At 42.3% G+C, this 25,336-nt stretch carries 22 protein-coding genes; 9 read left to right on the forward strand and 13 right to left on the reverse strand.

Features of this window, described 5'->3' with window-relative positions; translation table 11 throughout:
- Positions 1–104 precede the first annotated feature (104 nt).
- The gene (locus HMPREF9703_RS01030) at positions 105–1,277 is read right to left on the reverse strand and encodes an AI-2E family transporter (protein WP_004634800.1); all 1,173 of its coding nucleotides are present in this window, start codon (positions 1,275–1,277) and stop codon (positions 105–107) included.
- 127 nt (positions 1,278–1,404) lie between these two features.
- Here HMPREF9703_RS01030 and HMPREF9703_RS01035 point away from each other — a divergent pair, with 127 nt between their 5' ends.
- Entirely contained in the window at positions 1,405–2,436 is a 1,032-nt protein-coding gene (locus HMPREF9703_RS01035) for a lactonase family protein (RefSeq protein ID WP_004634802.1), read from the forward strand.
- A 126-nt stretch (positions 2,437–2,562) separates the two neighbouring features.
- Here the strand turns inward: HMPREF9703_RS01035 and HMPREF9703_RS08545 are convergent, their stop codons facing one another.
- The 12 genes from HMPREF9703_RS08545 to HMPREF9703_RS01095 form a co-directional block, all read right to left on the reverse strand.
- Positions 2,563–3,117: a hypothetical protein gene (locus HMPREF9703_RS08545; RefSeq protein WP_004634804.1), complete on the reverse strand. Its 555-nt coding sequence runs from the start codon at positions 3,115–3,117 to the stop codon at positions 2,563–2,565.
- Between the two features lie 19 nt (positions 3,118–3,136).
- Complete coding sequence (rsmI, locus tag HMPREF9703_RS01045; RefSeq protein ID WP_004634806.1) at positions 3,137–4,021, reverse strand: 16S rRNA (cytidine(1402)-2'-O)-methyltransferase; 885 nt, start codon at positions 4,019–4,021, stop codon at positions 3,137–3,139.
- Positions 4,005–4,340 (reverse strand): GIY-YIG nuclease family protein, encoded by a 336-nt coding sequence (locus HMPREF9703_RS01050; protein ID WP_004634808.1) that lies wholly within the window; start codon positions 4,338–4,340, stop codon positions 4,005–4,007. Before HMPREF9703_RS01050 ends, rsmI begins: the two co-directional genes overlap by 17 nt.
- The gene (locus HMPREF9703_RS01055; protein ID WP_004634810.1) at positions 4,333–5,085 is read right to left on the reverse strand and encodes a tRNA1(Val) (adenine(37)-N6)-methyltransferase; all 753 of its coding nucleotides are present in this window, start codon (positions 5,083–5,085) and stop codon (positions 4,333–4,335) included. The genes HMPREF9703_RS01050 and HMPREF9703_RS01055 overlap by 8 nt, the downstream gene beginning before the upstream one ends.
- The gene (locus tag HMPREF9703_RS01060) at positions 5,085–5,432 is read right to left on the reverse strand and encodes a DNA replication initiation control protein YabA (protein WP_004634811.1); all 348 of its coding nucleotides are present in this window, start codon (positions 5,430–5,432) and stop codon (positions 5,085–5,087) included. The genes HMPREF9703_RS01055 and HMPREF9703_RS01060 overlap by 1 nt, the downstream gene beginning before the upstream one ends.
- A 102-nt stretch (positions 5,433–5,534) precedes the next feature.
- On the reverse strand, positions 5,535–6,521 hold the full coding sequence (gene holB, locus HMPREF9703_RS01065; RefSeq protein ID WP_004634813.1) for a DNA polymerase III subunit delta': 987 nt from the start codon (positions 6,519–6,521) through the stop codon (positions 5,535–5,537).
- Positions 6,522–6,541: 20 nt separating this feature from the next.
- Positions 6,542–6,871, reverse strand: coding sequence for a cyclic di-AMP receptor DarA (gene darA, locus HMPREF9703_RS01070; protein WP_004634815.1), 330 nt, complete (start codon positions 6,869–6,871; stop codon positions 6,542–6,544).
- A gap of 44 nt (positions 6,872–6,915) precedes the next feature.
- Positions 6,916–7,578, reverse strand: a complete 663-nt coding sequence (gene tmk, locus HMPREF9703_RS01075) for a dTMP kinase (protein WP_004634818.1) — start codon at positions 7,576–7,578, stop codon at positions 6,916–6,918.
- Positions 7,579–7,644: 66 nt separating this feature from the next.
- A complete protein-coding gene (gene recR, locus HMPREF9703_RS01080; RefSeq protein WP_004634820.1) occupies positions 7,645–8,244 on the reverse strand; it encodes a recombination mediator RecR in 600 nt (199 codons plus the stop codon).
- Between the two features lie 39 nt (positions 8,245–8,283).
- Positions 8,284–8,607, reverse strand: coding sequence for a YbaB/EbfC family nucleoid-associated protein (locus HMPREF9703_RS01085; RefSeq protein WP_172763481.1), 324 nt, complete (start codon positions 8,605–8,607; stop codon positions 8,284–8,286).
- 35 nt (positions 8,608–8,642) lie between these two features.
- Positions 8,643–10,382, reverse strand: coding sequence for a DNA polymerase III subunit gamma/tau (dnaX, locus tag HMPREF9703_RS01090; RefSeq protein ID WP_004634824.1), 1,740 nt, complete (start codon positions 10,380–10,382; stop codon positions 8,643–8,645).
- Between the two features lie 436 nt (positions 10,383–10,818).
- Positions 10,819–16,986: a ZmpA/ZmpB/ZmpC family metallo-endopeptidase gene (locus tag HMPREF9703_RS01095; protein WP_004634825.1), complete on the reverse strand. Its 6,168-nt coding sequence runs from the start codon at positions 16,984–16,986 to the stop codon at positions 10,819–10,821.
- Between the two features lie 508 nt (positions 16,987–17,494).
- Between HMPREF9703_RS01095 and HMPREF9703_RS01100 the strand changes: the two genes are divergently transcribed.
- The 8 genes from HMPREF9703_RS01100 to atpG all read left to right on the forward strand — a co-directional run bounded on the left by HMPREF9703_RS01100 (position 17,495) and on the right by atpG (position 25,321).
- A complete protein-coding gene (locus HMPREF9703_RS01100; protein WP_004634827.1) occupies positions 17,495–19,165 on the forward strand; it encodes a Na/Pi cotransporter family protein in 1,671 nt (556 codons plus the stop codon).
- Between the two features lie 208 nt (positions 19,166–19,373).
- Positions 19,374–20,768: an SLC13 family permease gene (locus tag HMPREF9703_RS01105; RefSeq protein ID WP_004634829.1), complete on the forward strand. Its 1,395-nt coding sequence runs from the start codon at positions 19,374–19,376 to the stop codon at positions 20,766–20,768.
- A 201-nt stretch (positions 20,769–20,969) separates the two neighbouring features.
- A complete protein-coding gene (gene atpB / locus HMPREF9703_RS01110) occupies positions 20,970–21,683 on the forward strand; it encodes a F0F1 ATP synthase subunit A (protein WP_004634832.1) in 714 nt (237 codons plus the stop codon).
- A gap of 70 nt (positions 21,684–21,753) precedes the next feature.
- The gene (atpE, locus tag HMPREF9703_RS01115; RefSeq protein ID WP_004634834.1) at positions 21,754–21,966 is read left to right on the forward strand and encodes a F0F1 ATP synthase subunit C; all 213 of its coding nucleotides are present in this window, start codon (positions 21,754–21,756) and stop codon (positions 21,964–21,966) included.
- A gap of 40 nt (positions 21,967–22,006) precedes the next feature.
- The gene (gene atpF / locus HMPREF9703_RS01120; protein WP_004634836.1) at positions 22,007–22,516 is read left to right on the forward strand and encodes a F0F1 ATP synthase subunit B; all 510 of its coding nucleotides are present in this window, start codon (positions 22,007–22,009) and stop codon (positions 22,514–22,516) included.
- Positions 22,509–22,838, forward strand: a complete 330-nt coding sequence (locus tag HMPREF9703_RS01125) for a F0F1 ATP synthase subunit delta (RefSeq protein ID WP_004634838.1) — start codon at positions 22,509–22,511, stop codon at positions 22,836–22,838. Before atpF ends, HMPREF9703_RS01125 begins: the two co-directional genes overlap by 8 nt.
- Before the next feature lie 14 nt (positions 22,839–22,852).
- Complete coding sequence (atpA, locus tag HMPREF9703_RS01130; RefSeq protein WP_004634840.1) at positions 22,853–24,379, forward strand: F0F1 ATP synthase subunit alpha; 1,527 nt, start codon at positions 22,853–22,855, stop codon at positions 24,377–24,379.
- A complete protein-coding gene (gene atpG, locus HMPREF9703_RS01135) occupies positions 24,380–25,321 on the forward strand; it encodes an ATP synthase F1 subunit gamma (RefSeq protein WP_244304302.1) in 942 nt (313 codons plus the stop codon).
- The last annotated feature ends 15 nt before the right edge of the window (positions 25,322–25,336 follow it).

Consider the following 25,336-nt stretch of genomic DNA (forward strand, 5'->3'; position numbering starts at 1 on the left):
ACACGTAATTTTAGTGAATGATTACGTGTGGGAGTTATTGTTTTGTACTGCCCCCAAAAGTTAGAGTAAATTATTCTAATTTTTTGGGGGTTATTTATGAGTGATTACTTTTCTTCCAATGACGTATCGATTAATACTTTTTCATGGCGATTAGATGGCCGTTCTTCTGCTGGGTAGAGCTCTGTATGCTCACGAATATAATCGAAGATCATATGGAACATAATTTTTAAAATAGCATAAATCGGTATCCCGAGCAATAAGCCCATAACGCCCATCATCTTACCGGCTGTTAACATAATGAATAAAATCGTTACCGGATGAATATTCAACTGATTTCCTAAGATTAACGGTTGGATAATACGGTTCTCCACTAATGATTCTAACGAAATCACGATTAGCACATACACGACCATTATCGGTGCTTGGAAAAATCCGATAATAAGTGCTAACAGTGTCGCGGTAATTGAGCCTAAATAAGGAACTAAATTCAAAACTCCTCCAATAATCGCTAAAACAATGTAAAAGTCTAATCCAATAATCGCAAATCCTACTAAAAAGGACAACCCCACAAAAAAAGCAACCATTAATTGTCCACGCACATAAATACTAAGTTGCTCATGCACACTCGTTAAAAAACTAGAAATCGACTGGCGCCAACGTGTCGGCACAACGCGAATGATATTATTCGGCACTTTTTCTGGAGAGACTAATAAGAAATACAAAATAAACGGCACGGTAAAGATAATAAAGACCGCTTGCGTAATAATATTGACGAAACTGCCCACACCGCTAAGCGTGGCATTCAGCACATTCGTTCCTTGTTCAGTTATTGTCTGGACAATATTTGAATCTTGGATTTGTTGGTACATTTCTCTGAAATCACTGGTCTGAATGAGTGGATCGATAATTTCAATTAACTCATTAAAGTATCGTGGCAGCACCACAATAATGGACTCCACTTGATGTTGAATAATTGGAAAAACATACAATACTGAAATAACAATGATTCCTAAAATAGCCAGAAATAAAATTAAAACCCCCATCGATCGGGCTATTCCTCGCTTTTGTAGCCAGGTAATGACTGGATTAAATAAGTAAAAGAAAATCGTAGCGATAACTAATGGTGGCCCAACGATACTCATAATCGCTCGCAACGGATATAACAGTCCCGGCATAATTGACAGCATAAAAAGGTTTAACAAGAACAATAAGAAACCCAACATATATAGGATGACCTTGTGGGCGGTTAGTTGTTCGAATAATGATTTTTTCTCCATTTGCTTCACTCCGTTCTTTCCTATTATACAATGAATGAGTCAACTTTCCTCAGTCTAAGGTCTCATCATTAGAGACACATGAATCAATTTGTTATAATGAAGGTACATTACTGAGGAGGAATTTTTCATGACGATACCACTATTGCTTGGCACGTATACGCGAGCGACTAGCCAAGGACTGTACATGATTGACTTCGATCAACAGTCCACTACGCTAGCTAATTTACAATTAATTGACGACATCGGGAGCCCCACATACGTTACCACTGGCTATGCTGGCAAGGTCATCTTTACTATTGTGAACGAAGGTGATCAAGGAGGTGTCGGCACGTTAGTCAAACAAGCTGACGGCTCTTACCAACGCCAAAATACCTTATTAGAAGACGGCCCAGCCCCTTGTTATGTCGCCTTCGATCAAGAACGCGAGCTCTTATATGAAGCTAATTATCATACCGGAGCACTTAGCATTTACCAAACGACGGCGGACGGACAATTAACCTTAACTGATCGTATCCAACATGCGGGAAGCTCGGTTCACCAGAATCAAGATGGCCCACACGCGCACTACTTCGATCTCGATGTTGCGGATAAATTCGCCCTATCTTGTGATCTTGGAACGGATGAAGTGAGCACTTACCGCATATCTGAGACCGGCAAAGCGGAAGATATCAGTACACTGTCGGTTAAACCAGGTACCGGCCCGCGTCACTTAACCTTCCATCCCAATGGCGAATACGTATATATCTTTGGCGAATTAAGTAGTGAGATCTTAGTGGGCACGTATGATCAAGCAAGTGGGGAAATCGAGTTGATTCAGACCCTCTCTACATTACCCGGAGATTTCAACGGTGAAAGCAGCGGTGCGGCCATTCGCATCTCCAACGACGGACAATTCCTCTATGCCTCAAATCGTGGGCATGATTCGATTGTGGTCTATCACATTCAAGAGGACTTCACCTTAAAAGTGATTCAATGGGCAGAGACACATGGTCAGAACCCACGCGACTTCAACTTCACGCCGGATGAACAGTTTATCATTTGTGGACATCAACATACCGATACGCTCAGCTTATTCCAGCGTGATGCGTCATCAGGTAAGCTTAGCTTACTATCCACCGATACGATTGCACCGGAAGTTGTCTGCGTAACACCACTTTAATGCCCTCTTTATGGGTCACACAATATGTTCGCTATTCGATAAACACCCTTATTAATGAAAGAGACTGAACGCAACCGTTATTGATCCGGGCGTTCAGTCTTTTTTATCATTCACAATAACTCGTTTTTATTCGAAGCTATCGGTCTCTTCATTGTAAACTTGGTATTCATCTGTTGTAGCGTTGTAGCGGTAAAGCTTGTACAACGTTGATACATCTGGATTATCTTTCGAAAGTTCACGAATCTCAACTTTTACCCAGTCTGCTTCGTCATCTTTTAATACCATGAAGGTGTACTTCATCAGATCTTGTTCTATGCCTTCGATTTCAACGATACGATCCAAAATAGCTTGTTCTTCTTCTGGTACTAGATCTGCTTCGTCAGATGTGCTTGTTTTAGCGGTGTTATTGGCTGGAGTAGACGCATCGGCTGAGTCATCTGATTTATCAGACTTGTCGGTTGCTGAAGCATCTTTGTCAGCCTTCACCTCTTTGTCCGCTGCTTTATCTTTCTCGTCAGCTGTATCGTCCATTTTTTTGTCGTCTTTTTCATCTACTTTTTTGTTCTCTTCTACAACAGATTCTGTTGCAGTCTCCTCTGGTTCGGCAGGTGCTTGCTCATTGCCGCATGCTGCCAGAACAACTGGAGCAACGAGTAATAAGGCTAATTTTTTCATCTTCATTATCATTACCTCCTGAAAATTAAATCTCATGATAAGCTGCATAAACGTCGCGCTTCGGGAGATCCCGTAAGCTGGCAACCTTTTTAATCGCCCACTTATCACGAATATCTTCTAGCTTCATTATATACTCAACATGTTCTTTTAGCGAGAGATTTTCCCATTCTTTAGACTTTTCTAATCTTTCGGGCGCATCATTACCGCTAAAGACTAAGACGAATTCACCTCGGATGAGTTGACTGTTATCGGCTAAGAAGTCGCTTACTTCTGCAATCGTCCCTCTTATAAATTCCTCATATTGCTTCGTCAATTCGCGAGCAACAGCGACTTCCCGTTCAGGACCGAAGACTTCCTCAGCAACAGCGAGTACATTTTTAACGCGATACGGCGACTCATAAAAAATTAATGTCTCTGTCTTTTGGTTTAAATCTGTCAATACGGCTGTGATCTCACTCGACTTGCGTGGTAAAAATCCATGGAAATAAAAGGGTTGTGGCGCTATTCCACTGGCTACTAGTGCCGTCAGTGCGGCGTTAGCCCCCGGTAATGGCACAACGGCACAATGATTAGCGATCGCAGCTTGGGTTAACTCCCGGCCTGGATCACTAATACTCGGCATGCCTGCATCGCTCACTTGCGCAATCGATTGTCCGTCCAACAACTTCTGCACTAATTCGGGAATCCGCTGTTGCGTATTGTGTTCATGGAAGCTAATCTGGGGGGTCTGGATATTGAAGTGATTGAGCAATTTTTGAGTATGACGTGTATCTTCTGCTGCAATCAGATCCACTTGCTGCAAGACATCAACTGCCCGGAACGTCATATCATCCAAGTTCCCAATCGGTGTCGGCACTAAGTATAACTTCCCCAACTTTGTTTCATCTTTAAAGCTACTCTGTCGATTCATCCCCTGCTCCTCTCTTATCTATCATTACGGAGCGGTAGCGCCGATCATACGGCACCCGTACTCCTTGATTGGCTAAGTATTGATCTTTTTGCGCGCGGGTTTGTTGTTTGAATAAAGCTTCTGCGCGCATCGCATCACTTCTTGTCTCGAAGCACTCTGCATAAATGAGCTTCACCGGTCGCCTAGCTTGAGCTCTTGTATACTTGGCACCAATCCCCTTATTATGTTCTTGTTCACGTCGCTTCAAGTCGGTTGTATAGCCTCCATAGAGTGATTGATCTCGGCACAATAAGACATAAAAATAATGTAGATTAGCCATGAATAATCGCTCGCATCTCCGGTGTATACCGGCCTGCTTCATCCATCACATAGAGTGGCGAATCAACCGCAAACCCCGCCACACTTCCTTGTTTGATCGCTTCGACTAATAAGATGGTTGCTTGACGGTGGGGCTTAGGATAGACGAAGCGAATACGTTTCGGCACCAAGTTATGCCGCTGTAGTTCATCCAACAACTCCAAAAACCGTTCCGGACGATAGACCATAAAAAAAGTCCCCTTCATCTTCAGCAACCGACTGACTTCCCGCACTAACGTCGACAAGTCCAATCGAAGCTCATGTCGCGCAATGGCTAAATGAGGATTCGGGCTTATTTTAGCTTCATCCACTTTAAAATAGGGAGGGTTACAGACAATGGCATCGATCGTATCATGCGAAAAGTCCGCCCGTAAGTTGGCAACATCCCCTTGTAGAATCTGAACTTGATTATCCAGCTGATTCAAGGTTATACTACGCTGGGCCATATCTGCTAACCGCTCCTGCAACTCGACTCCAATAATCTGAGCATTCGTCTGCTCAGACAAGAGCAACGAAACAGCTCCCGTCCCAGCACACAAATCTAACACCTTCGCCCGCGCACTCTGCGGGACCCGAGCGAAGTCCCCTAAAACCAATGCATCCGTTGAATATGAAAAGACAGACGAACTTTGGATAATACGTAAGTCGTCTCGTCCCAATGTATCTAAGCGTTCATCTTCTCTCAACACTAATGATGTCTCAGCCATTACTTCCGATCTCCATAAATAACATCTAAACAAAACGCGCACGACTCATCATCAATACGACGTTGCCCGTACAAATGATTACATACGTGAAAACCATCATCATAAATACTTTCTAGATTTAGACGTGATTTAGTCAGGCCGGATGGATTATCTGTTTCAATAACCCCTTCTTCTTCAATTAAGTTGCCATTTAAGCGATCGCGTAAGTGTTGATTCTCAACCTTGAGGGCTTGGTTTTCTTCAGCTAATTCGGATAGTTGCTGACGCACAGCACGCAAGGTTTCCACATTCCCTTTAGATTGTTCTTCTAGTAACATTAATGTATCGTATAAGTCTTTTTTATCCATCTTTCACCACTCTAACTTATCTGATTATTATTCCCACACAATTGTTTGCGCCTATTTTTTATGTCTTTATCTCTATTTTTGACTTCGTATGGCTCAATTTTTTTAATTTTCCAACAATTTTAGTGTGAGATATTCTAACACACCTTGTATATTAACATAACTATCCAACATTTTTTGTGCTTGAAGTGTTGAATCAATTGCTCTGCTTATTTTTGTTGTTGCCCATCTCTCAGCTAGCTGCTCTAGTTGCTGTCCATATGCAGAAAACGCTGGAACATGTGCCAATCCGAGGCGTTCTTTTAATAAATCACGAAGAAGTAGCAACATCACATCTAGCATTAGTTGCTTCATATCATTTTCTTTAGCTAGGGGAAGTAAGGTCTTGGTCACATGGATGAACGCTTGATCATCCTTCCGATCGATCAGATTAAGCCACTGCCAAACACTTTTAGCTATTTCTTGTACATTCGTCTCTTGCACAAATTGCACGGCTTGCTCATTATCTTCTGTCAAGTGAGCACTTAAAGCAGCTTGATTACTTGTTAAGCCTAATTGTCTTAAGGCCTCTACCCGCTGATCAAGCGGTTGTGTTCGGAAGGCAATGACTTGACAGCGTGAAATAATGGTCGGCAGTAAATTTTGTTTAGATGTTGCCAACAAGAACAGAATAATATCGCCTTGTGGTTCTTCCAAAAATTTCAGTAGGCTGTTGGCAGCACTGGTTGTCATTGTGTCTGCTTCATCAATAATAATGACTTTGCGCGAGCTTTCCAAGCCGCTCGTTGTCAGTTCACTTTTCAGTTGTCGGATTTGGTCTACTTTAATGGTTGTGCCTGATTTTTCGACAATAACGGTATCCACATGCTGTTCAGCTTCAATGTTTTGACAAGTATCGCATGTTAGGCATGGCCCAACCGACGATTCTGTCTTATGTTGACAAAATAAGGCTTGTGAGACAAACTTAGCCATGGCCTTCTTGCCGGATCCAGACACCCCTTCAAAAATATAGGCATGACCTAATTTATTTTCATTAACTAACTTAGAAAACAGCCGATACACTTTCGGCTGTTTTTGTTGCAGTGTCGTCACGTCCTATTCACCTCACTGAATTAAAACTGGTGAAATGCTTCAACCGGCAAGACGAATACTGTTGCCCCGCCTACTTCTACATCAATCGGAAAAGTTAAATCAGTCTCAATTGTAAAATCATATGCTGTTGGATTTACCATTTTTTGTTCACGAGTTGAACAGTTTTCTTGAATAATAGCTAATACATCATCAATCTTGCGGTCTTTTGCCCCGATAAGGAATGTAGTATTCCCTGCACGTAAGAACCCGCCTGTCGATGATAATTTGGTAGCACGAACACCTTGCTCGACGAACGCATCTTGTAATCGTTTGCCGTCTTGATTTTGGACAATGGCTACAATTAATTTCACTGTCATCTCCTCCTTCGTTCCAACTATCTCCTATTATGCTTATTTTACCATAGATATAACTCGTCCACTAGCTTATCCAAATATTTGTTTAAAAGCTTCCAACTTTCTTCTAATACCGTAGCCGGCTCACAAGTAGCATCAACGTATATAAAACGATCAGGTTCATCTTCTCGCAATGTCTGATACCCTGAACGCACGCGATTATGGAACGAAATATCTTCCTGTTCCAAGCGATCAACCGCTCGGCCAGATTGTTTGTCATGAATACGCGCCAATCCTGTCTGTGCATCTACATCCAACAAAATCGTCACTGTCGGCACAACTTCTTCGATCGCAAAAGCGTTGATCGTACGAACGGCTTCAATACCTAATTCTCGGCCAGCTCCTTGGTATGCTAGAGAGCTATCCACATACCGATCAGATAGGACAATTTTTCCCGCCTCCAACGCTGGTAAAATCGTATCCACAATATGTTGCCGGCGACTAGCCGCCATTAGCAAAGCCTCCGTCCGTCCGTCCATCTCACCATACCGATTATCTAACAGTACCTCGCGAATCACTTCAGCCAGAGGACTTCCACCGGGCTCACGCGTCAAGATCACTTCTCGTGCGGTGCGTGCTTCTAATCGCTCTTTCAGCCCTTGAATAAGGGTAGATTTACCGGCTCCATCCGGGCCCTCGACCGTAATGAATAATCCTTCTGACATATTTGGCTTTCCTTTCTCTTTTACGCTTGGTGCTTTCTCTCAGCCCACTACTTCAATATGGATCAACTACATCTCCCGACGTCCTTCTACTGCCTTCAACAAGGTAACTTCATCCGCGTACTCAATATCACTTCCCACTGACAAGCCGTGCGCTAGACGCGAGACAGTAATGCCACTCGGTTTAATTAAACGCGACAAATACATTGCTGTTGCTTCGCCTTCAGCTGTCGCATTCGTTGCGACAATAACTTCTTCAACCACTTCATCTTGCAAGCGCTGAATCAATTCCGAAATATTAATATCTTCTGGTCCTGTTCCTTCTATTGGAGATAAGATACCACCCAATACATGATACAAGCCTTTATATTCAGACATCCGCTCCATCGAGATGATATCTTTCGGATGTTCGACAACTAGAATCTTACTCTCATCGCGACTCTTATCAGCACATATATAACACGGATCATCTTCAGTCATATTGCCACAAACCGAACAGTAGACCAAATCTCGCTTAACACTAATGAGCGACTTAGCAAAATCTGTCACATCATCTTCCTTCATATTCACCACATAAAAAGCTAAGCGCGAAGCTGTCTTCTCCCCAATCCCGGGCAATTTCATAAAACTATCCATCAACTTCGAGATGGGTTCTGGATATTGTTGCATCGACTCACCCCATTATCTATTCTTCATTCAGTATTTCGTTTAGATACCTGGGAAGCCCCCGAGTCCTTTCGTGTATTTACCCATTACACGTTCATCCTCAGCATCCACTTGGTCTAACGCATCATTCATCGCTAGTTGCACTAAGTCTTCGATCATTTCCTTATCATCTGGGTCAACGATTTCTTCTTTAATATCGACTTTGACCACTTTTTTGTCTCCAGTTAGGGTAACTTGCACTAAGTCATTGTTAGCTGATCCGACAAACTCTTGTGCTGCCAACTTCGCTTGGGCTTGTTCCATTTCCTTCTGTAACTTCTTCATCTTCTTCATCATACCTTGCATATTTCCCATACCACGCATTATAATTCTCTCCTTTTAATTTTTTATTCATTCGTTTGTTAATCTTTAATTTCGATATTATCACGACCAAATAATTCCACAGCAGTCGCGATGGCTGGATTGGTCTCTTCAATCGGCTCACTCTGACCGTTCGTTTCTGTATGACCCTGCGTATCCGATTGATCCGACTGTTCTTTCATCTGCTTAATATAATTCTGGCGAATCGTCGGCCACTTCGCTTCTGGGATACAGACGAGATCCGGCTGAGTACCGATCACCTTATCCAAGAACTGGACAATTCCTTGCTTCAGCTCCTCATCTCCTTCTGCCTTCTCACATAAGATCGGAAACTCAAAAGTTACCACTAAGGCTTCTGGGCTGGCAGCAACCGGTTTGGAATTGTTCAAGATGGCACGCGATGACGTATCCAGTGAATGGATCAAGTCCCCCCAGATATCTTGCAACTCAGCTAAGTTTTGCTTCGTTGCATTCGCTAGTACTCGATGAACTTGGGCCAGATTCACTTTAAACTCTCCGCGCGATTTTCGCTTCGGTTTCGCTCGCTTCGTGCTTGCCTGAGTCGTCTGTGATGCCTGAGCATTGGTGTTCAGCTGCTTAATCTGTGTCTTCAGCACCTCGAGTTGTTGCTTTAAGTCAGCTACGTCTTCACTCTGAGCGACTTCTTGAGCTGCTTGAGCTGAAAGATCAGAAGATTTTGCGACTTGTTGCGTTAGCTTCACTGTCGCCACTTCCAAATAAATATCCGCATGATTACTTTGGCGTAGCTCCCGTCCCGTCTCATTAAAAACTTGAATTAAGCGATAGGCCACTTCTGGTGCTAAGTTAGTCGCTACTTCCTGGAACGGCTCGCCTATAATTGCTAACTTCGGCTCAATACCTCCATTGTTTTGTTGATATAAGAGCATATCGCGCACCAACAAAATGGTGTCTTCGATAAATCGTGCTGGATCTTTTCCTTCTGCCAAGACCTCAGATAAGATACTCAACGCAACTTCAGTTTGTCGATCCGCAATCTGCTGGATATAATCTAACAAACGCTCTTGGGTGATGCTGCCGGTAATTTGGAGCGCATCGTCAACGGTCAACTGTTCATCCATAAAGCTAAGGGCTTGATCCAGCAAACTAAGCGCATCTCGCATGCCTCCTTCAGCCGCATTCGCAATAACTACCAATGCATCCGCATCATAAGTGATCTCATCTGCTCCCAGCACATGTTCCAAGCGCTCAATAATCACTTGAGGTAGAATACGCTTAAAATCAAAGCGTTGCAATCTTGAAATAATCGTTGCTGGAATCTTATGCGGTTCGGTTGTTGCCAAAATAAATATAACATTCTGAGGTGGCTCTTCTAATGTCTTCAACAGTGCATTAAACGCCCCCGTCGACAGCATATGAACTTCATCGATAATATAGACTTTATACGGAGCTTGCGTCGGTGCATATTGTGCTTTTTCACGAATATCTCGAATCTCATCGACCCCGTTATTACTTGCCGCATCGATTTCAATCACATCGCCAAGTGCTCCTTTAGTAATCTCTGTACAGAGATGGCACTCATTACAAGGTTGACCGTCTTCTGCATACGGACAATTGATCGCCTTAGCCAAGATCTTCGCCACACTAGTCTTTCCTGTTCCACGCGGTCCTGAAAACAAATAAGCATGACTGGTATTCCCTTGAGCGACCGCATTTTTTAATGTTTGGACCACCACATCTTGACCGAGTACATCGTCGAAGCTTTGTGGTCGCCATACCCGATACAACGCTTGATAACTCACCGAACTCCCCCTTCCAGAAACTCTCTATTCTCTATTATAAGACAAAACAGACCAAAATTGAAATGATTGTCTCCTAATGATTCAAAATGCCATCAAAAATTTATTCGATTATTTTTCACATCGTCATATAAATGTTAAATAGTTATTCTTTAGTCATTCTATAGTCATTTCTACATAATGATCGGATAAAAGTAAAATTGAGCGGCTTATCTTCGGTTAATTACCGGAAACAAGCCGCTCAATCACGTGTTTAATTGTCACTATTCATAACTCTAACTTTTTGGGGGCACATCCCCTCCAAAGTTATCTTTTACTAAGATTTATCACCACACATCAGAATGTAACTACCTTATATTTGGGAATAACTTTTCTTCACAACAAGTAATCCATCCTAAGCCATCGAATTGATGTGTAGATTATCTGGTCAACTAATCATCTAGCCTTTAAAAATAGATGACAGGAAGTTATCAGTGCTGTGGAGCAAGGCTTTAAACAGTTTACCCTTGAAAGTTCTTGTATGGTCATGTTTTTTCGCCTTGGTATCTGCTTGAACAGTCTGACTAAATTTCTTTGCAAGAGAGTCATATGAGCTGTATTGAACGCCATCAATTTGGATATCAATCATACCTTTAGTTTTAAGTTGTGTAATCATGTCGTTGAAGTAGTCTTTCTTAAAGTCCTCCATCGTTTCATGCTCACCGCCAGAGATTTTCTTAATTGCGTAATCATCACTTAATTGTGCATGACCATCATTCAAGGCTTGTTCGCGGTGTTTATTCGATGCATAACCGACAAATCCGTTCTCGTAACCATAACGACCCCAAACTCTAAACGTGTTATGTTTGAACATCGCCGCTCCCGGTACACCGATACTGTTATCACCGCCACCGTAAATACCGGTCAGATACGGTATGGTTACGTACGTTCCCCAATCATTATCTTGAGAGTACGTCCCGTTATTCAATCCGTATTGAGTCATTAACTGGTTATCTACTAAGTCATCCACTGACTGTAGCGACATACTGTTCCATTCTTCTTCTGTAATCGGACGAACGTGATCGGTGAAACGTGTCTCTCTAACATCGGTTTTACCCATTTTCTTAAACCAATGACGTTGGACATCTTTACCCGCGTTAATCGCCGCTTCACCTTCCAAGTAATCCAGAAGGGTCAGTGCATCGTTATACCCTTTCATGTATTTATCCCACATCGCTTGATTATGGAATTTCTTCGGATCCCTGTTATAGATATTTTCGCCGTCATCTTCCCATGAGTAGGATAAGTTAATTCCTAGCGAACCATATCCTCCACCGTTTTGACCCGGAGATTGTAACATCCCAGAAGCGTACGCTTCCGCTCCTACGCCATTACGACGACCCGATCCGCCTAAGAAGACTAACCCGTCATAGTTGTGTGTCATCTCGTGTGTCCACGTTGCGTGTCCACCTTCGCCCAAGTAGTCATAGGCCACGAAGTGAATTAACGTCCCATTCGCATACGCGCCAGTTCCGTTGCTTCCATAATACTCACCAATGACATTATAGAACTCGCGAGACGGAGCATAATCTTGTCCACGGTTATCTTTCCCAAACTCATTAACCCATCCGCGTTCTTTGAGGTCAAATCCTTCCCAGATTGGCGTTACTTGGTCACGCATTAAACGATCCCTTGTTTCTTTATTCGCGATCTTATACCACGAATCGATGAAATCACGGTGTCTATCCCCAGCTGCTTCAATTTCTCGCTTAAGTTGTGCACCATTTAAGTCAGCCCGTTTTTGCTCACTACCGAACGTCAAGGAAGCAATCGTTGAAATCATAAATAGTTTTGCTTTTCGTAAATTCAACAGCGGCAAGATCGTATGGTGATAGTAGCTGTGCGACAAGTTATCAAACACACGATATTTCGGATTCTGTGCTTTCAATCCTTCCGCTAATGGTTCTTTCTCAATTAACTTCACGTTCTCTTTCGTAGCATCTTTAAACCAATCGTTCATATTACCGAAATCGGTAAATAGCTCACGATTGAAATCTAAAAAGTCTAACAAGTCCGTACCTATGGCAGCACCGAATTCTCGATTGAAGAATTCATGTGTTCGGCGACCATGCAATTGATACTCAGTTGAGCTACCTAACTTGATGAGTCGATCAATCAAGGAACCACCCTGTCCGCTATAAAACTCCGGTACATACATCATTAAATCTTTAATCGTGTACTCCCCGAAACGAATGTTGTAATAACGGTTCAAGTACGTGAGCGCCATCATAATCTGTTTTTTATGTTTAGACACTTTATCACGTAACGCTTGTTGTGCGACATCTGACTCTGCCAACATCACCATATCATTTTGAAGTAATTTCTCCACAATCGTCTGTAACTCCGCTTTTGTGGTGTCGAAAATCTCATCTAAGAATAATTTCTTCATACGATTTTCTTTGGCTTGTTCCGTCTTTTCATTAATCTTAAGCATCTGATACATCTCGTTATTGTATAGCTCAACGCTTCTCAGCTCATCAACGAGTGACTGAACCAACGCTTGTGGGACACGTGATAGACGGTTTAGTGTATATGTCACACCGAGCTCATCCACGTGATACGCCGATAAGCCATATGTGTTGCCTGTTGTAGGCGTATCTGTATACAAATCAAGTGTTTTCTTCTGACTTAGGGTATAAATCAGTTTCGTCCCGTCCGTAAACTGAAGCATAATACGATCCGCATCATCGCCATGCGTCACAAACGTATGACCTTTCAGCGCCGTAATGGATTTGAGTTCCTTTCCTTCTGCCATCCATGATGGGCGTTTATTCGATTGTGCCAACGTATTTCCTTCGCGAACAATATCCTCAACCAAGCTAAACGGCTGCAACGCTTCGACCAAACGGTAAAACGCTTCGTGAAACGCCACGTAACCAGACACGCTATCGTAACGACGAGTACTATTTAGCTCCTCAGCTGGTGTTTGATACGCTTGGGAGTCAAGAGCCGTCAGATTAAACGAACGCTCTTTACGCACGGCATCCATCACATCTAAACGCTCAAACTTACGATCTTCTCCTTTTACGCTACCCGAGCTAATGTTTTTCACACCATATAGGGCTTTAATATGCTGATACTCCGGACCCGGATTCGTCAACTGCTCATCCGAACCAAACAACTCATGCCCATTTTCAATCGTTGCATAACTAATCACATCAGAAACCGTTGCGTATCCCCATGTGGATGTACTAATCGCCGCCATTTTCCCACGCATATTCGAACGCATAGAACCTTTTACAACTGATTTCGTTGTTTGACCCCACTCACTAGAATGGGCTTGATCCGAGATGTTAACCGCCACCAACAAACTCGCATCTTGCGGACGGTGCATCTCCACATCGGCATCCACATAGGCACGTTTGACGATCGAGCGGTCGTTAATCCCTGCGATACCACCTAGAACGGAGTTTCCACCATGAGACTTTATACGACCGATAAACGACACATTCTCAACGCGTGACTTCCCGCTAATCCTGTTCACTAAACCAGAAATGTTATCTCGTCCTTCAATATACCCTTGGACATTCACATTTTCAATCACACCACTATTAGTTAAATCCCCGGCTAACGAAGAAATATAATCGCCATCCCCTGTATTTGGATAAACGATATTCACACCGGTGAAATCAATGTCACGAATCTGACCGCCATTCACTTTCGAGAACAACCCATGTTCTAAGCCTTCAATACGGTGACGTTTGCCGTTATGCAAACCGCTCAACGTTCCTCGGAAATCCGCTTGAATATACGTTTTCCGTCCTAATGGCTCAACACCAACTGCTGAAACTGTTCGGCCCAACGTAAACGTTCCTCTTGGGTCATTACTCATCGCATGAATAAGATCCTTGAAATTATAGTAAACGCCATTTTCAGGTGCTTTATACTTATTCACATAAAACACAGAACCCGGCTTAAAGATATCCCCATCTCGGTGCACGGTCTCATCAGAGGTCGTCTTAACCTCATACACCACATCGCCGTCTTTTTGCACTTCATCAATGGAGGCAACCGGTAGAACAATATCTTTCATGTTCGACGCTTGTGCACGAATGAAGTAGTTCGATAGATCCGTTGGCGCTTCACGTAACTCCGAAAATTCTTGGAGTTGTCCATCAGCCCCGCGACGAACGAGCATCGTTTGTCCGATAGATTTCAACTCCAATTGATTCATAGAAAGCGTATATGTCTCTGTATGCCCTACAACATCTTGTTGCTCACCACCCTGTGTATAGGTGACATGCGCTTCGAATTGATACGGTGTATTCACATCTAAATCATTAATCTCTATTTCATTAAAGTCAGAAACCTGCACATCTCGAACAGTTTCCCCATCGCGAGACACATGAATATAACCAGACACGTCTAAGTTAGACGGGTTATTTAACGTGTACGACAAGCGTGCCGTACGGTTCATCGCATCTGATGTGAAATGTGCGTTCGATAAACTTGGTGCTTCAAACCGAACCCCTTTGCGGACAATCGTCGGTGTCGCTTTTTGCGTCACTTCAGATGACTCTTCAATCACCTCTTCGGTACGTTCACCCCGAACCGTTTTGTACACCATCGTGATACGTCGAGTACCCGGGTGTCCTTCTTCGGTGACAACCTCACCTTCCGGTAAGCTTTCATCATCTCGTTCAATAATCTCCGGTTCAATAGTCTCTTCGGTGACAACTTCCTCACGGCCATTAACCGGTTTCGTCCCTTGACGGATAATCTTAGGCGTTGCTTCCTCGAGTGTTTCCTCAGATACGTTAAGGACCTCTTCTGTTGGCTCCCCTTTGTGCGTTCGGTACGTTGTGGTAATCTGTTTACGGCCGGGTGTCCCTTCGGTAACCTCTTGGTCCCCCACATACAAATCATCCGTTTCAATCGTTTCTGTTGTCGGTTGAATCACGTCTTCCCTGACGACGTCTTTTGTGCCTTGAGTGGGTTTCGTCCCTTTATACACAATCGTTGGGACGGACTGGATAACGGTTTGCTCTGTGCTACTAATAACCTCGTCTGTTCGCTCACCTTTCACCACGCGATAAACTGTCGTCACACGCTTCAATCCCGCTTGTCCAGAAACGATTTCCTCATCACCCTCATATAAATCCGGTGCATACACGTCTAACGTATCCGGTTCAACCACTTCCTCGGAATGGACTTCCACAGACGATTCCACCGGTTTAATACCTTTCATAACGAGTGTGGATTCCGCTTCGCGGATAATCGTTTCCGTCACGTCTAACACTTGATCCGTTCGTTTCCCATACAGAGTTTTATACGTGGTTTTGACTTGTTTAAGCCCCGCACGTCCAGGAATACGTTCTTCTTCTCCTACATATAAATCCGACCCATAAACCACTTCTTCTGTTGGTTCAATCGGGACATCAACCGTAACCTCGTCAACCCCTTCAACGGGTTTTGTTCCACGAGCCACCACTTGTTTCTTCATTTCTGAGATCACATTCACTTTTTCTTGTAACAAGTGAGACGTGATTTCCCCGTTTGCTGTTTCATATAAACGAACAATTTCTTTAACACCTTGAATACCCGGTGTCAAGATCTTATATTGTCCCACATACAAATTTGGATCCGGTCGGTAATCAACCTCATACGGCGTAATCTCTTGTGTTCTTACTTCTTGCTGACCGTAATGAATCACGTTAGACGTTAGATCCTCTAATTGATACGATTCACTCGGATCACTTGGATACGCAGGTTGTTCTGGCAATTGAACATCTGGCACCGAGGAATCTAGGTGTTTACTTTCTAAATCCTCACGCTCGGGTTGCTTCAACTCCGGTGTATACCCTTCCGCTTCTTGTATGATGGACTCGATCGCCTCTACACTAGATGCACCGTTCACACGTGAGATGAACGCTTGTCTTGCGTCGTCGGATAGATGAGATAACCCGTTTAACACGCCTAAAGCACGCTCACGGACAACCGGGACGTATCGTTTTGAATTGAGTTCATCCGGTTGGAAGGCATCAGGTGATAGATCCCCTTCATCATTTAACGCGGCTTCATGAATCCGTTCAATCTCATTGACACTGGAAGCGTTCTTCACTTGATTTAAATATACTGTTTTCTGTTCTTCGGACAAATGTCCCATCCCGCGAATGAAGACATTCGCTCGCTCACGTGAAACGCGCCTATACGCGTCTTCTTCTATAGTTGGTTCATGTTCCTTGGTTGCTGTCTCTTGTTCTGTTTCCACCGAGGGAGTATCCTGAACAGCAGGTGCTTCCTCACGTTGTGGCGTTTCTTGCGGTTCGTCATGAATGTACAACTCGCCGCCAGACACGCTGATATCAATTGTCCCTTCTCCCGGTAGAGTTTCTTCGGTCTCAGAAACAGAAGGTTCATGAACGGTTAGATCCCCGCCAACCACTTGAATGGACACAACACCATTCTCTCCTTCTTCAGCGGCATACACATCCCCGGACTGTCCAAGGAACAACACCGCTCCAACAGCAACAGAGGCTAACCCGATCGTTAATTTCTTTAATGTATAACGCTTCGCTTTATTTACTTGCTTTTGGAATAACTCCATTTTATTATGTTTACTTACCATTTTCTTCCTCCATCATTTAATTATATTATTTTATGTTACTTATAAAAAATGGTGCGATATTGTTATCTTTTTATTGGTTACTCATACAATGATTGCTCTTGTAGGTCACATTTATGAATCACATTTACACTTACCACCACAATATTTTAACTCAAAATAATAAAAAAAACTATTAAAAATTTATTTTGATGTGTCTCAAAAGTTGGAGTTTTGAATAGTAACGATTAAGCACGTGATTGAGTGGCTTGTTTCCGGTAATTAACCGGAGATAAGTCACTCAATTTTACTTTTATCCGATCGTTGTAGAGAAATACAGCATCGTTATTTAAAGAATAACTAGAAAACAACTAAAAACTACAAAAATGGCGTAAAATTCTAAGAGTAAATTCATATAAACTAAAAAAGATCATTATAACAGTATTTTCAAAGAACCTTATAGACTGCTTTGACAATATGATGTATAATGGCGTTGGATTACTTTGTTATTTGTTATGAGAAGGAGCATATTATGGAGATTACACATATTTTTTCTTTACTCGGCGGACTCGCCCTCTTCCTATATGGGATGAATGTCATGTCTAACGGGCTTGAAGTCGCGGCCGGTAACCGGTTAAAAGCAATCTTAGAGCGATTGACGGCGAATCGATTAGTAGGTGTTGGAGTCGGTGCCTTAGTGACTGCTCTCGTTCAATCCAGTTCAGCCACGACGGTTATGGTAGTCGGATTCGTCAACTCCGGTTTAATGACGCTGAATAATGCTGTTTGGCTCATTATGGGAGCAAATATCGGAACCACCATTACTGGACAATTAATCGCAATCAACATCAATGCGATTGCTCCTCTAATCGCCTTTATCGGAGTCAGTTTAATTTCGTTCTTCAAGAGCCAGAAGTTAGACCCTTATGGACGTATTTTAGTAGGTTTAGGAATTTTGTTTATTGGGATGGATATCATGTCAACAGCGGTTTCGCCGTTACGTGAAATGCCAGAATTTATTAATATTATTACCCGTTTCCAAAACCCAATTTTAGGTATTTTAGCTGGGGCGATTTTTTCGGCTATTTTACAAAGTTCATCAGCTTCGATTGGTATTTTACAAGCTTTTGCAGCCAGTGGGGTAATTACCTTACCGAGTGCGATCTTCATTCTATTCGGTCAAAATATTGGAACAGTCATTACTGCTTTAATTGCCTCTATTGGGGTAAGCAAGAATGGAAAACGGACCACTTTACTGCACTTGCTATTCAATTTTGTCGGGTCTATTATCTTTGTTACTTTAGCTTTAACAACCCCCTTCACAAGTTGGATGGAGAATTTCACGCCAGATAACGTACAAGCTCAAATCGCTAACGTACATACTGTTTTTAATGTCGTAACAGCCTTTATTTTACTTCCATTTGGCTCGCAGTTAGTCGATTTAACTTACAAATTATTGCCAGACCGCGCAGATGAACAAACCGGGATGCAGCTCAAGTACTTGGACTTCAGTCTGTTCGGAAATGATTATCGAATAGGAACAAGTGCCGTAACTACGATGCAACTCTTCAAAGAAACACAAAATATGCTAGATCAACTCATCATGAATGTGCAAGCAACATTCGATCTTGTTGGGAACTATAGTGATGATGCGTTCACTAAGATCGAAGAGACCGAAGAATATATTGACTTCTTGAACGATGGCATTATTCGCTTCACCACTACTACCCTTTCGTTCGAAGCACCCGAGAGCGGGACATCAGCATTAGGATTATTCGTCAAGATCTCCAGTGACTTAGAGCGAATCGGGGATCACGCCATTAATATCGCCGAACGTGCTCGCGTCATTCATCGCTCTGGTGACAGCTTATCCGATGAAGCCTTAGAAGAACTACAAGCAATGAAAAAATTAGCACGTAAAATTATGGCCCTCTTACAGGTGAGAGATCGCTCTGAAATTCAAGATCTGGTCTCCCATGTTAATATTATTGAAGATCAAATGGATTTCGCGACAGAAGAATTCGAGAACAATCAACTCCTTCGTCTTCAAGACCAAGAATGTACAGTAAACAACAGTATTCTCTTCTCCAAAATTTTAACTGACTTCGAGCGAATGGGTGACTTATCGCTTAACGTAGCGAAGAATTTTGAATCGATCCAGTCAACCATTCAATCACTGCGTAACCTCCAAGAATCTGAATAAATCAAGCTTTGCACCTAGCTCATAGTGAGCTAGGTTTTTCTTTATGGCAAGATCAGCTAGTCGCTATTTTTTGTGCCCAACGTTCCCTTCTTCGACCCGGCAATCTAGATACCTTAAAACAAACTGCACAAAATCACGAGTATATATTTACATATCATACGCTACATGTTACATTAATATTAATCTTATAATTGAAAGAGGGATTTTCATGACAACATTATTGCAATCTTATCGTGAGCAGATCAAGCCCAAATTACTGCTCATTATTGGGGTAGTTATTGGGTTGTTATTACTCTTTAACCCCTTTGCCTTTAATGGGCAGCAACAGCTTATTTTCTTGTCGTTACTCTTTATTGTCTACTCTTGGGCAACAAAAGCACTTCCGAGAACACCGGCATCATTATTACTTCTTATTTTATTTGCATTATTCGGGAACACACCTGCCACGCAAGTGTTTAGCTTCGCTTGGTCACCGACATTGTTCTTGATTGTAACCACTTCATTGCTTTCTGTTGCTTTAAGTAAAAACACACTTATTCGCTCTTGGATGAATCAAGTCATCCGCTATTCGAAAGGGAATTTATTCATCCTACTCGCCTTGCCTTATGTGTTTGGCTTCTTACTTATTCCAGTGATTCCCCAAGCTTTCGCCCGAGGAATTATTCTGGGTACACTCTTCCATCATGTTCTAAGCGATGAGCCGAAGTTCGCTGAAGTGAAAAAAATTATGTTACTGAATGTCTTTGTCGCTATCAGCATTACCTATATGGCTGTCTCTAATGGAGATATTGTCCTAAATCATGCGATCTTAGCTTTCTCTGGAGAGGCGGTTGATACGGCGCTCCAAGGTATGCCATGGATCACTTATATGGCAGTCCCTACGATTATCTTTGCGATTATTTCGCCATTGATCATCCGAGGCCTGTTCCAAAAAGACTTAGCTCACTATGATCCTGCTATCTTAGAGAAAAAGCAGGTTACCGATGTTGTAACTAAGGCGGATAAAATAGGATTAGCCGTTATCTTGCTCGTCTTCCTTGGCTGGATGTTCGAACCATTACATGGCATTTCGGCATGGATCATTTGTTTAATTGCTTTGCCGGTACTATTCTACGTCGGCATCCTCACTCCCACTGACAAAAAAGCCGTCAACTTAGATTTACTTATCTTCTTAATCGCGGCCTTCAGTATTGGTCGTGTCATTCAAGATGTCGGCATCAGCGAACGGATTGTTGAATTACTTACCCACGTGATCCCAAGTGCTCAATCAATTTGGTTCTTGCCTTCATTAATCCTTGTTATTATGGGATTACATATGGTCATTGGCTCAGCAATCGCAACTGGTTCAGTCGCTTTACCGATATTGATTCCGCTAGTTGCCCAAGCAGGATATGATCCTATTGTCATCACACTCATTCTCTACATTACGGTCAACATGCACTACTTGTTGCCCTTCCATCATGCAACTATGATGATCGGTATTGGCCAACGTTACTATCATGATCAACATATGTTCAAGCATGGTTTATTCATGACAGTCGGTATTTTCATTCTTATCTTAGGAATCTTCTTACCTTGGTGGAAGTTCACAGGTCTCTTATAAATAATCTCTCAACTCCACTGAAGCGAGTATGCATCACATTCACTTCAGCGGAGTTTTTGATGTAAAATTTATGGCAATTCTTTAACCTTAGACTGTTTGATTTGGTCATTTAATTGTGATAAAATAAATTAGCTTATGAAGGGATATTTTTAGCCATACTAAAAAATCCGTTCACTATGAATGTAGAAAGAAGGTGAAACTGTGGAAAGTACCATTCTGATTGATCAATTAGGGTTGCCCATTAGTTTGAATGTTTTGCTTGCATTGGTAACATCTGTCGTTATCGTTATTGGCTTATGTTTCTTATTTACGCGCCATTTATCTGTAGATAACCCCGGCAAATTACAGCTGACGCTAGAATGGTTAGTGGACGTTATGCGAGGCATTATCAAAGATACGATGGGCGATGAGACAACCAATACGCAAGTTGTGATTGCACTGACCGTCTTTTTATTCATCGGCGTGTCGAACTTAGTTGGATTACCGCTCTTAGTTGATGCACATGAGATATCGTATTGGAAAAGTCCCACAGCTGATTTGGCGGTATGTTTGACACTAGCAGTTACAATGAACCTCATTTCACAATATTTGGGCGTTCGGAAGTACGGCTTAGCTACACACTTCCGGTTGAGTTATGCCAAACCAGCTATATTATTACCTTATCACGTACTGGAAGATCTTATTAATATTGTCACCTTATCACTTCGTTTATACGGAAATATTTTTGCAGGAGAAATCTTACTTAAATTAATTGCAGAATTAGGAAATATGGCTGGCGTCGCAACTTGGCCGATTGGAATTCCGATTCAGATTATCTGGCAAGGATTCTCTGTCTTCGTCGGTATCTTGCAAGCTTATATTTTTGTAAACTTATCTAGCGTATACATGTCTCACAAGCTCGTCCATCACGATTAAGTCGTCTATCTTATCGTGGTCAGTTATAGAATAATAGAAAAAATAATAGAATTATAAAGGAGAATAACAAATGAATGGTTTAGCTGCTGCTATTGGTATTGGAGTTGCTGCGTTCGGAGCAGCGATTGGAAATGGATTAGTTATTTCGAAGGCGATCGAATCAATGAGTCGTCAACCGGAAATGGAAAACAAGATTCGGGCAACTATGCTACTCGGAGTTGGGCTAATTGAAGCGATTCCGATTATGGCTGCCGTAATTGCCTTTATTCTAGCCTTCAGATAAGTATTTCTGATGACGAATGATATAGATTGGAGGAATTACTATGGGTAGTTTATTAGGAAGTACATCGCTCGGTCAAGCACTCATGACGCTTGTATCTTTCCTTATCTTACTGTACTGTGTCCGGCGCTTCGCTTGGAAGCCGTTGATGGACATATTACAACAACGTAAACAAATGATCGACAAAGATATCAATGAAGGTCGTCAATTGAAAGAATCCTCTCAGCGAGCAAATAAAGAAGCGCAGGCAACATTGCGTGAGGCCAAAGTGACTGCTAATAAAATCTTAGCTGATGCCAAAAAGCAAGGGGAACAACTCAAACATAAACTTAAAGAAGACGGTCAAAAAGACGTCACTTATATGAAAGACCAAGCCCAAAAACGAATGGAACATGAACGTCAACAGTCCCTTGAAAAATCCAAAAAAATAATTGAAAATGTCTCGATTGAACTCGCTGAAAAAATTATCCAACGTGAGATTACAAACGAAGACCATCATCGCTTAATTAATGATTTTATTCATAGATTGGAAGATGAAGTAAGACATGGATAAACCACATGAAACCAATAATGATCACCAACAACAAATCGATGAACTACTAAAACGTTCACAACAAGAACAAACGAGCTCACTCTTCTGTGATATGCCTGAGCATTTAACCATTCGTTCTGTCGTTCCGTTAACTGAACAAGAACGTACACAAATTGTAGAACTCTTCTCGACCATTATCGAGCGACCACTCGGCAATGTGACCGAAATTATTGACCCGAATTTGATTTGTGGTGTCTCGCTGCAGAGTGATTCCCATCACTTCGAAGTCAGTGGTCGACAACAACTACAAAAAATGAAATTAAAATTTCACACACAAGTATAGGGGGGATAAAATAAATGGATACGAAACATGTTGAGGCACGGTTACTCAAACAAATTCAAAAATTCGATGCCGTTAATCACCTAGAAGAAATCGGAACCGTCGTCTATATTGGTGATGGAATTGCTCGTATCAGTGGCCTCGAGAATGCCATGTATGGCGAGATGATTCAATTCCCTAACGGCGCCATTGGAATGGTCCAAAACCTAGAACTTACCGAAGTCGGTGTTATTGTCTTTGGTGATTATTATGATATTAATGAAGGTGACTTAGCACACCGGTTAAATCGTGTAATGGAAGTCCCAGTTGGTGCAGAACTACTGGGTCGTGTTGTCAATCCATTAGGGCAACCCATCGACGGATTAGGTGATATTTCAACTGAGCGAACTCGTCCCGTTGAAACTGAAGCCCCATCTATTATGGACCGAGAAAGTGTTAAAAGACCCCTACAAACAGGAATTAAAGCGATTGATGCACTTGTACCAATTGGACGGGGACAGCGTGAACTAATCGTAGGTGACCGCAAGACGGGGAAAACCACCTTAGCGATTGATGCGATATTAAATCAAAAAGACCAAGATGTGTTATGTATTTATGTAGCAATCGGACAAAAAGAATCCACCGTTAAAAACATTGTTAACACATTAAAACGCTATGATGCTCTCGAATATACGATTGTCATGTCTGCTGCCGCATCACGCCCGTCGAGTCAACTCTACTTAGCTCCCTATGCAGCTACTGCGATGGCTGAAGAGTTTATGTATCAAGGCAAACACGTTTTAATTGTCTACGATGACTTATCCAAGCAAGCTGCAGCTTATCGAGAAATGAGCTTACTCTTAAAACGCCCACCCGGCCGTGAAGCTTATCCTGGTGATGTCTTCTACTTACACTCACGACTACTAGAACGTTCTGCAAAATTGAACCAGTCACTCGGTGGAGGCTCTATTACATCACTACCGATTATCGAAACACAAGCAGGAGATATCTCGGCTTATATTCCAACCAATGTAATCTCTATTACAGATGGCCAAATCTTCTTAGAAGGTGACTTGTTCAACTCCGGTGTACGCCCAGCCATCAATGCTGGACTATCCGTATCTAGGGTTGGAGGCTCCGCACAACTTAAAGCTATGAAAAAAGTAGCCGGAACTCTCCGAATTGACTTGGCTAGCTACCGTGAATTAGAAGCATTTAGTCAGTTTGGGTCGGATCTAGATGACCACACCCAAAAGAGTCTCGAACGCGGGCAGCGTACAGTTGAACTCTTGAAACAATCAGCCCATCGCCCACTAGATGTGGCTAAGCAAGTCGTGATCTTATACGCACTCGCTCACCACTTACTAGAAGATATTCCACTCAATGAACTTCGCTTATTTGAAAAAGAACTATATGATTACATCGAGCAAGGATCTCCTGACATACTGGATGACATTCGTACCCAAACCGTTATTACAGATGAAGAGCGTCTAGCATCAGCGATTAAAGATTACGTAGATATCTTCTTAAGTTCATATCATGCCCAAATTGACTCCAAGGAGTAGGTGATTCGATTGGCACTTAATACGATTAAGAAAAAAATGAACTCAGTCAAAAAAACCGCTCAAATTACAAATGCCTTACGTTTAGTCTCAACGACCAAGTATAATCGCATTATTACAGAAGCGGAGCATTATGACCAATATGCCCAAAAAGTGAAAACGATGGTCTCTAACTTAATCACGCCAGATATGCTTTATGATTCCAAACATATTGCTCCTCGCGCTAGTCATCCATCAACTAACCATAATCGCATTGACTACCACGTCATGATGCAAGTAAGACCGGTCAAAAAAACAGGTTTTCTCGTCATTACGGCGGACAAAGGACTATGTGGCAGTTATAATTCAGCTTTACTGAAAGAATTTCACGATTTTATCCGCCCAATGGACAAAGAATCTATCGAAGTCGTCGCAATTGGGCGCCCCATTGTCAAATTCTGTCAAAAACATCAGTTAAATATTGTTTCTGAGCGCTATCATTTGTCTGATTATCCTAATTTTACCGAAGTGCAGACTATTATCAAAGCGGCTATACGCTTTTTCCAAAACAATATATATGATGAATTATATCTCGTCTATAACTATGCGCCTAATGTCTTAAAAAACGTTAAGCGGATTGAAAAAATATTGCCGATTACTCGTGACAATATCGCTGATGACGTTGCGGACGCGAATCAACCTTCCGGACCTCGACCTCTCATCGAGCCTGATATTGACTCGGTGCTTGATGTCATCTTGCCTCTCTACGCCGAAACGCAAATTTACGGCGCCATTATCGATGCAAAAACGGCTGAACAAGCAAGTCGCATGCAGGCAATGGGACAAGCTACAGATAACGCGAAGTCGCTAATTGACGACTTACACCAAGAATACCACCATGAACGACAGAAAAAAATCACAAACGAAATTATTGAAATTATAAGTGGAGCAAATGCTCAAAACTGATGAAAGAAGGGTTTA

Source organism: Dolosigranulum pigrum ATCC 51524, from assembly GCF_000245815.1.
Classification (GTDB): domain Bacteria; phylum Bacillota; class Bacilli; order Lactobacillales; family Carnobacteriaceae_A; genus Dolosigranulum; species Dolosigranulum pigrum.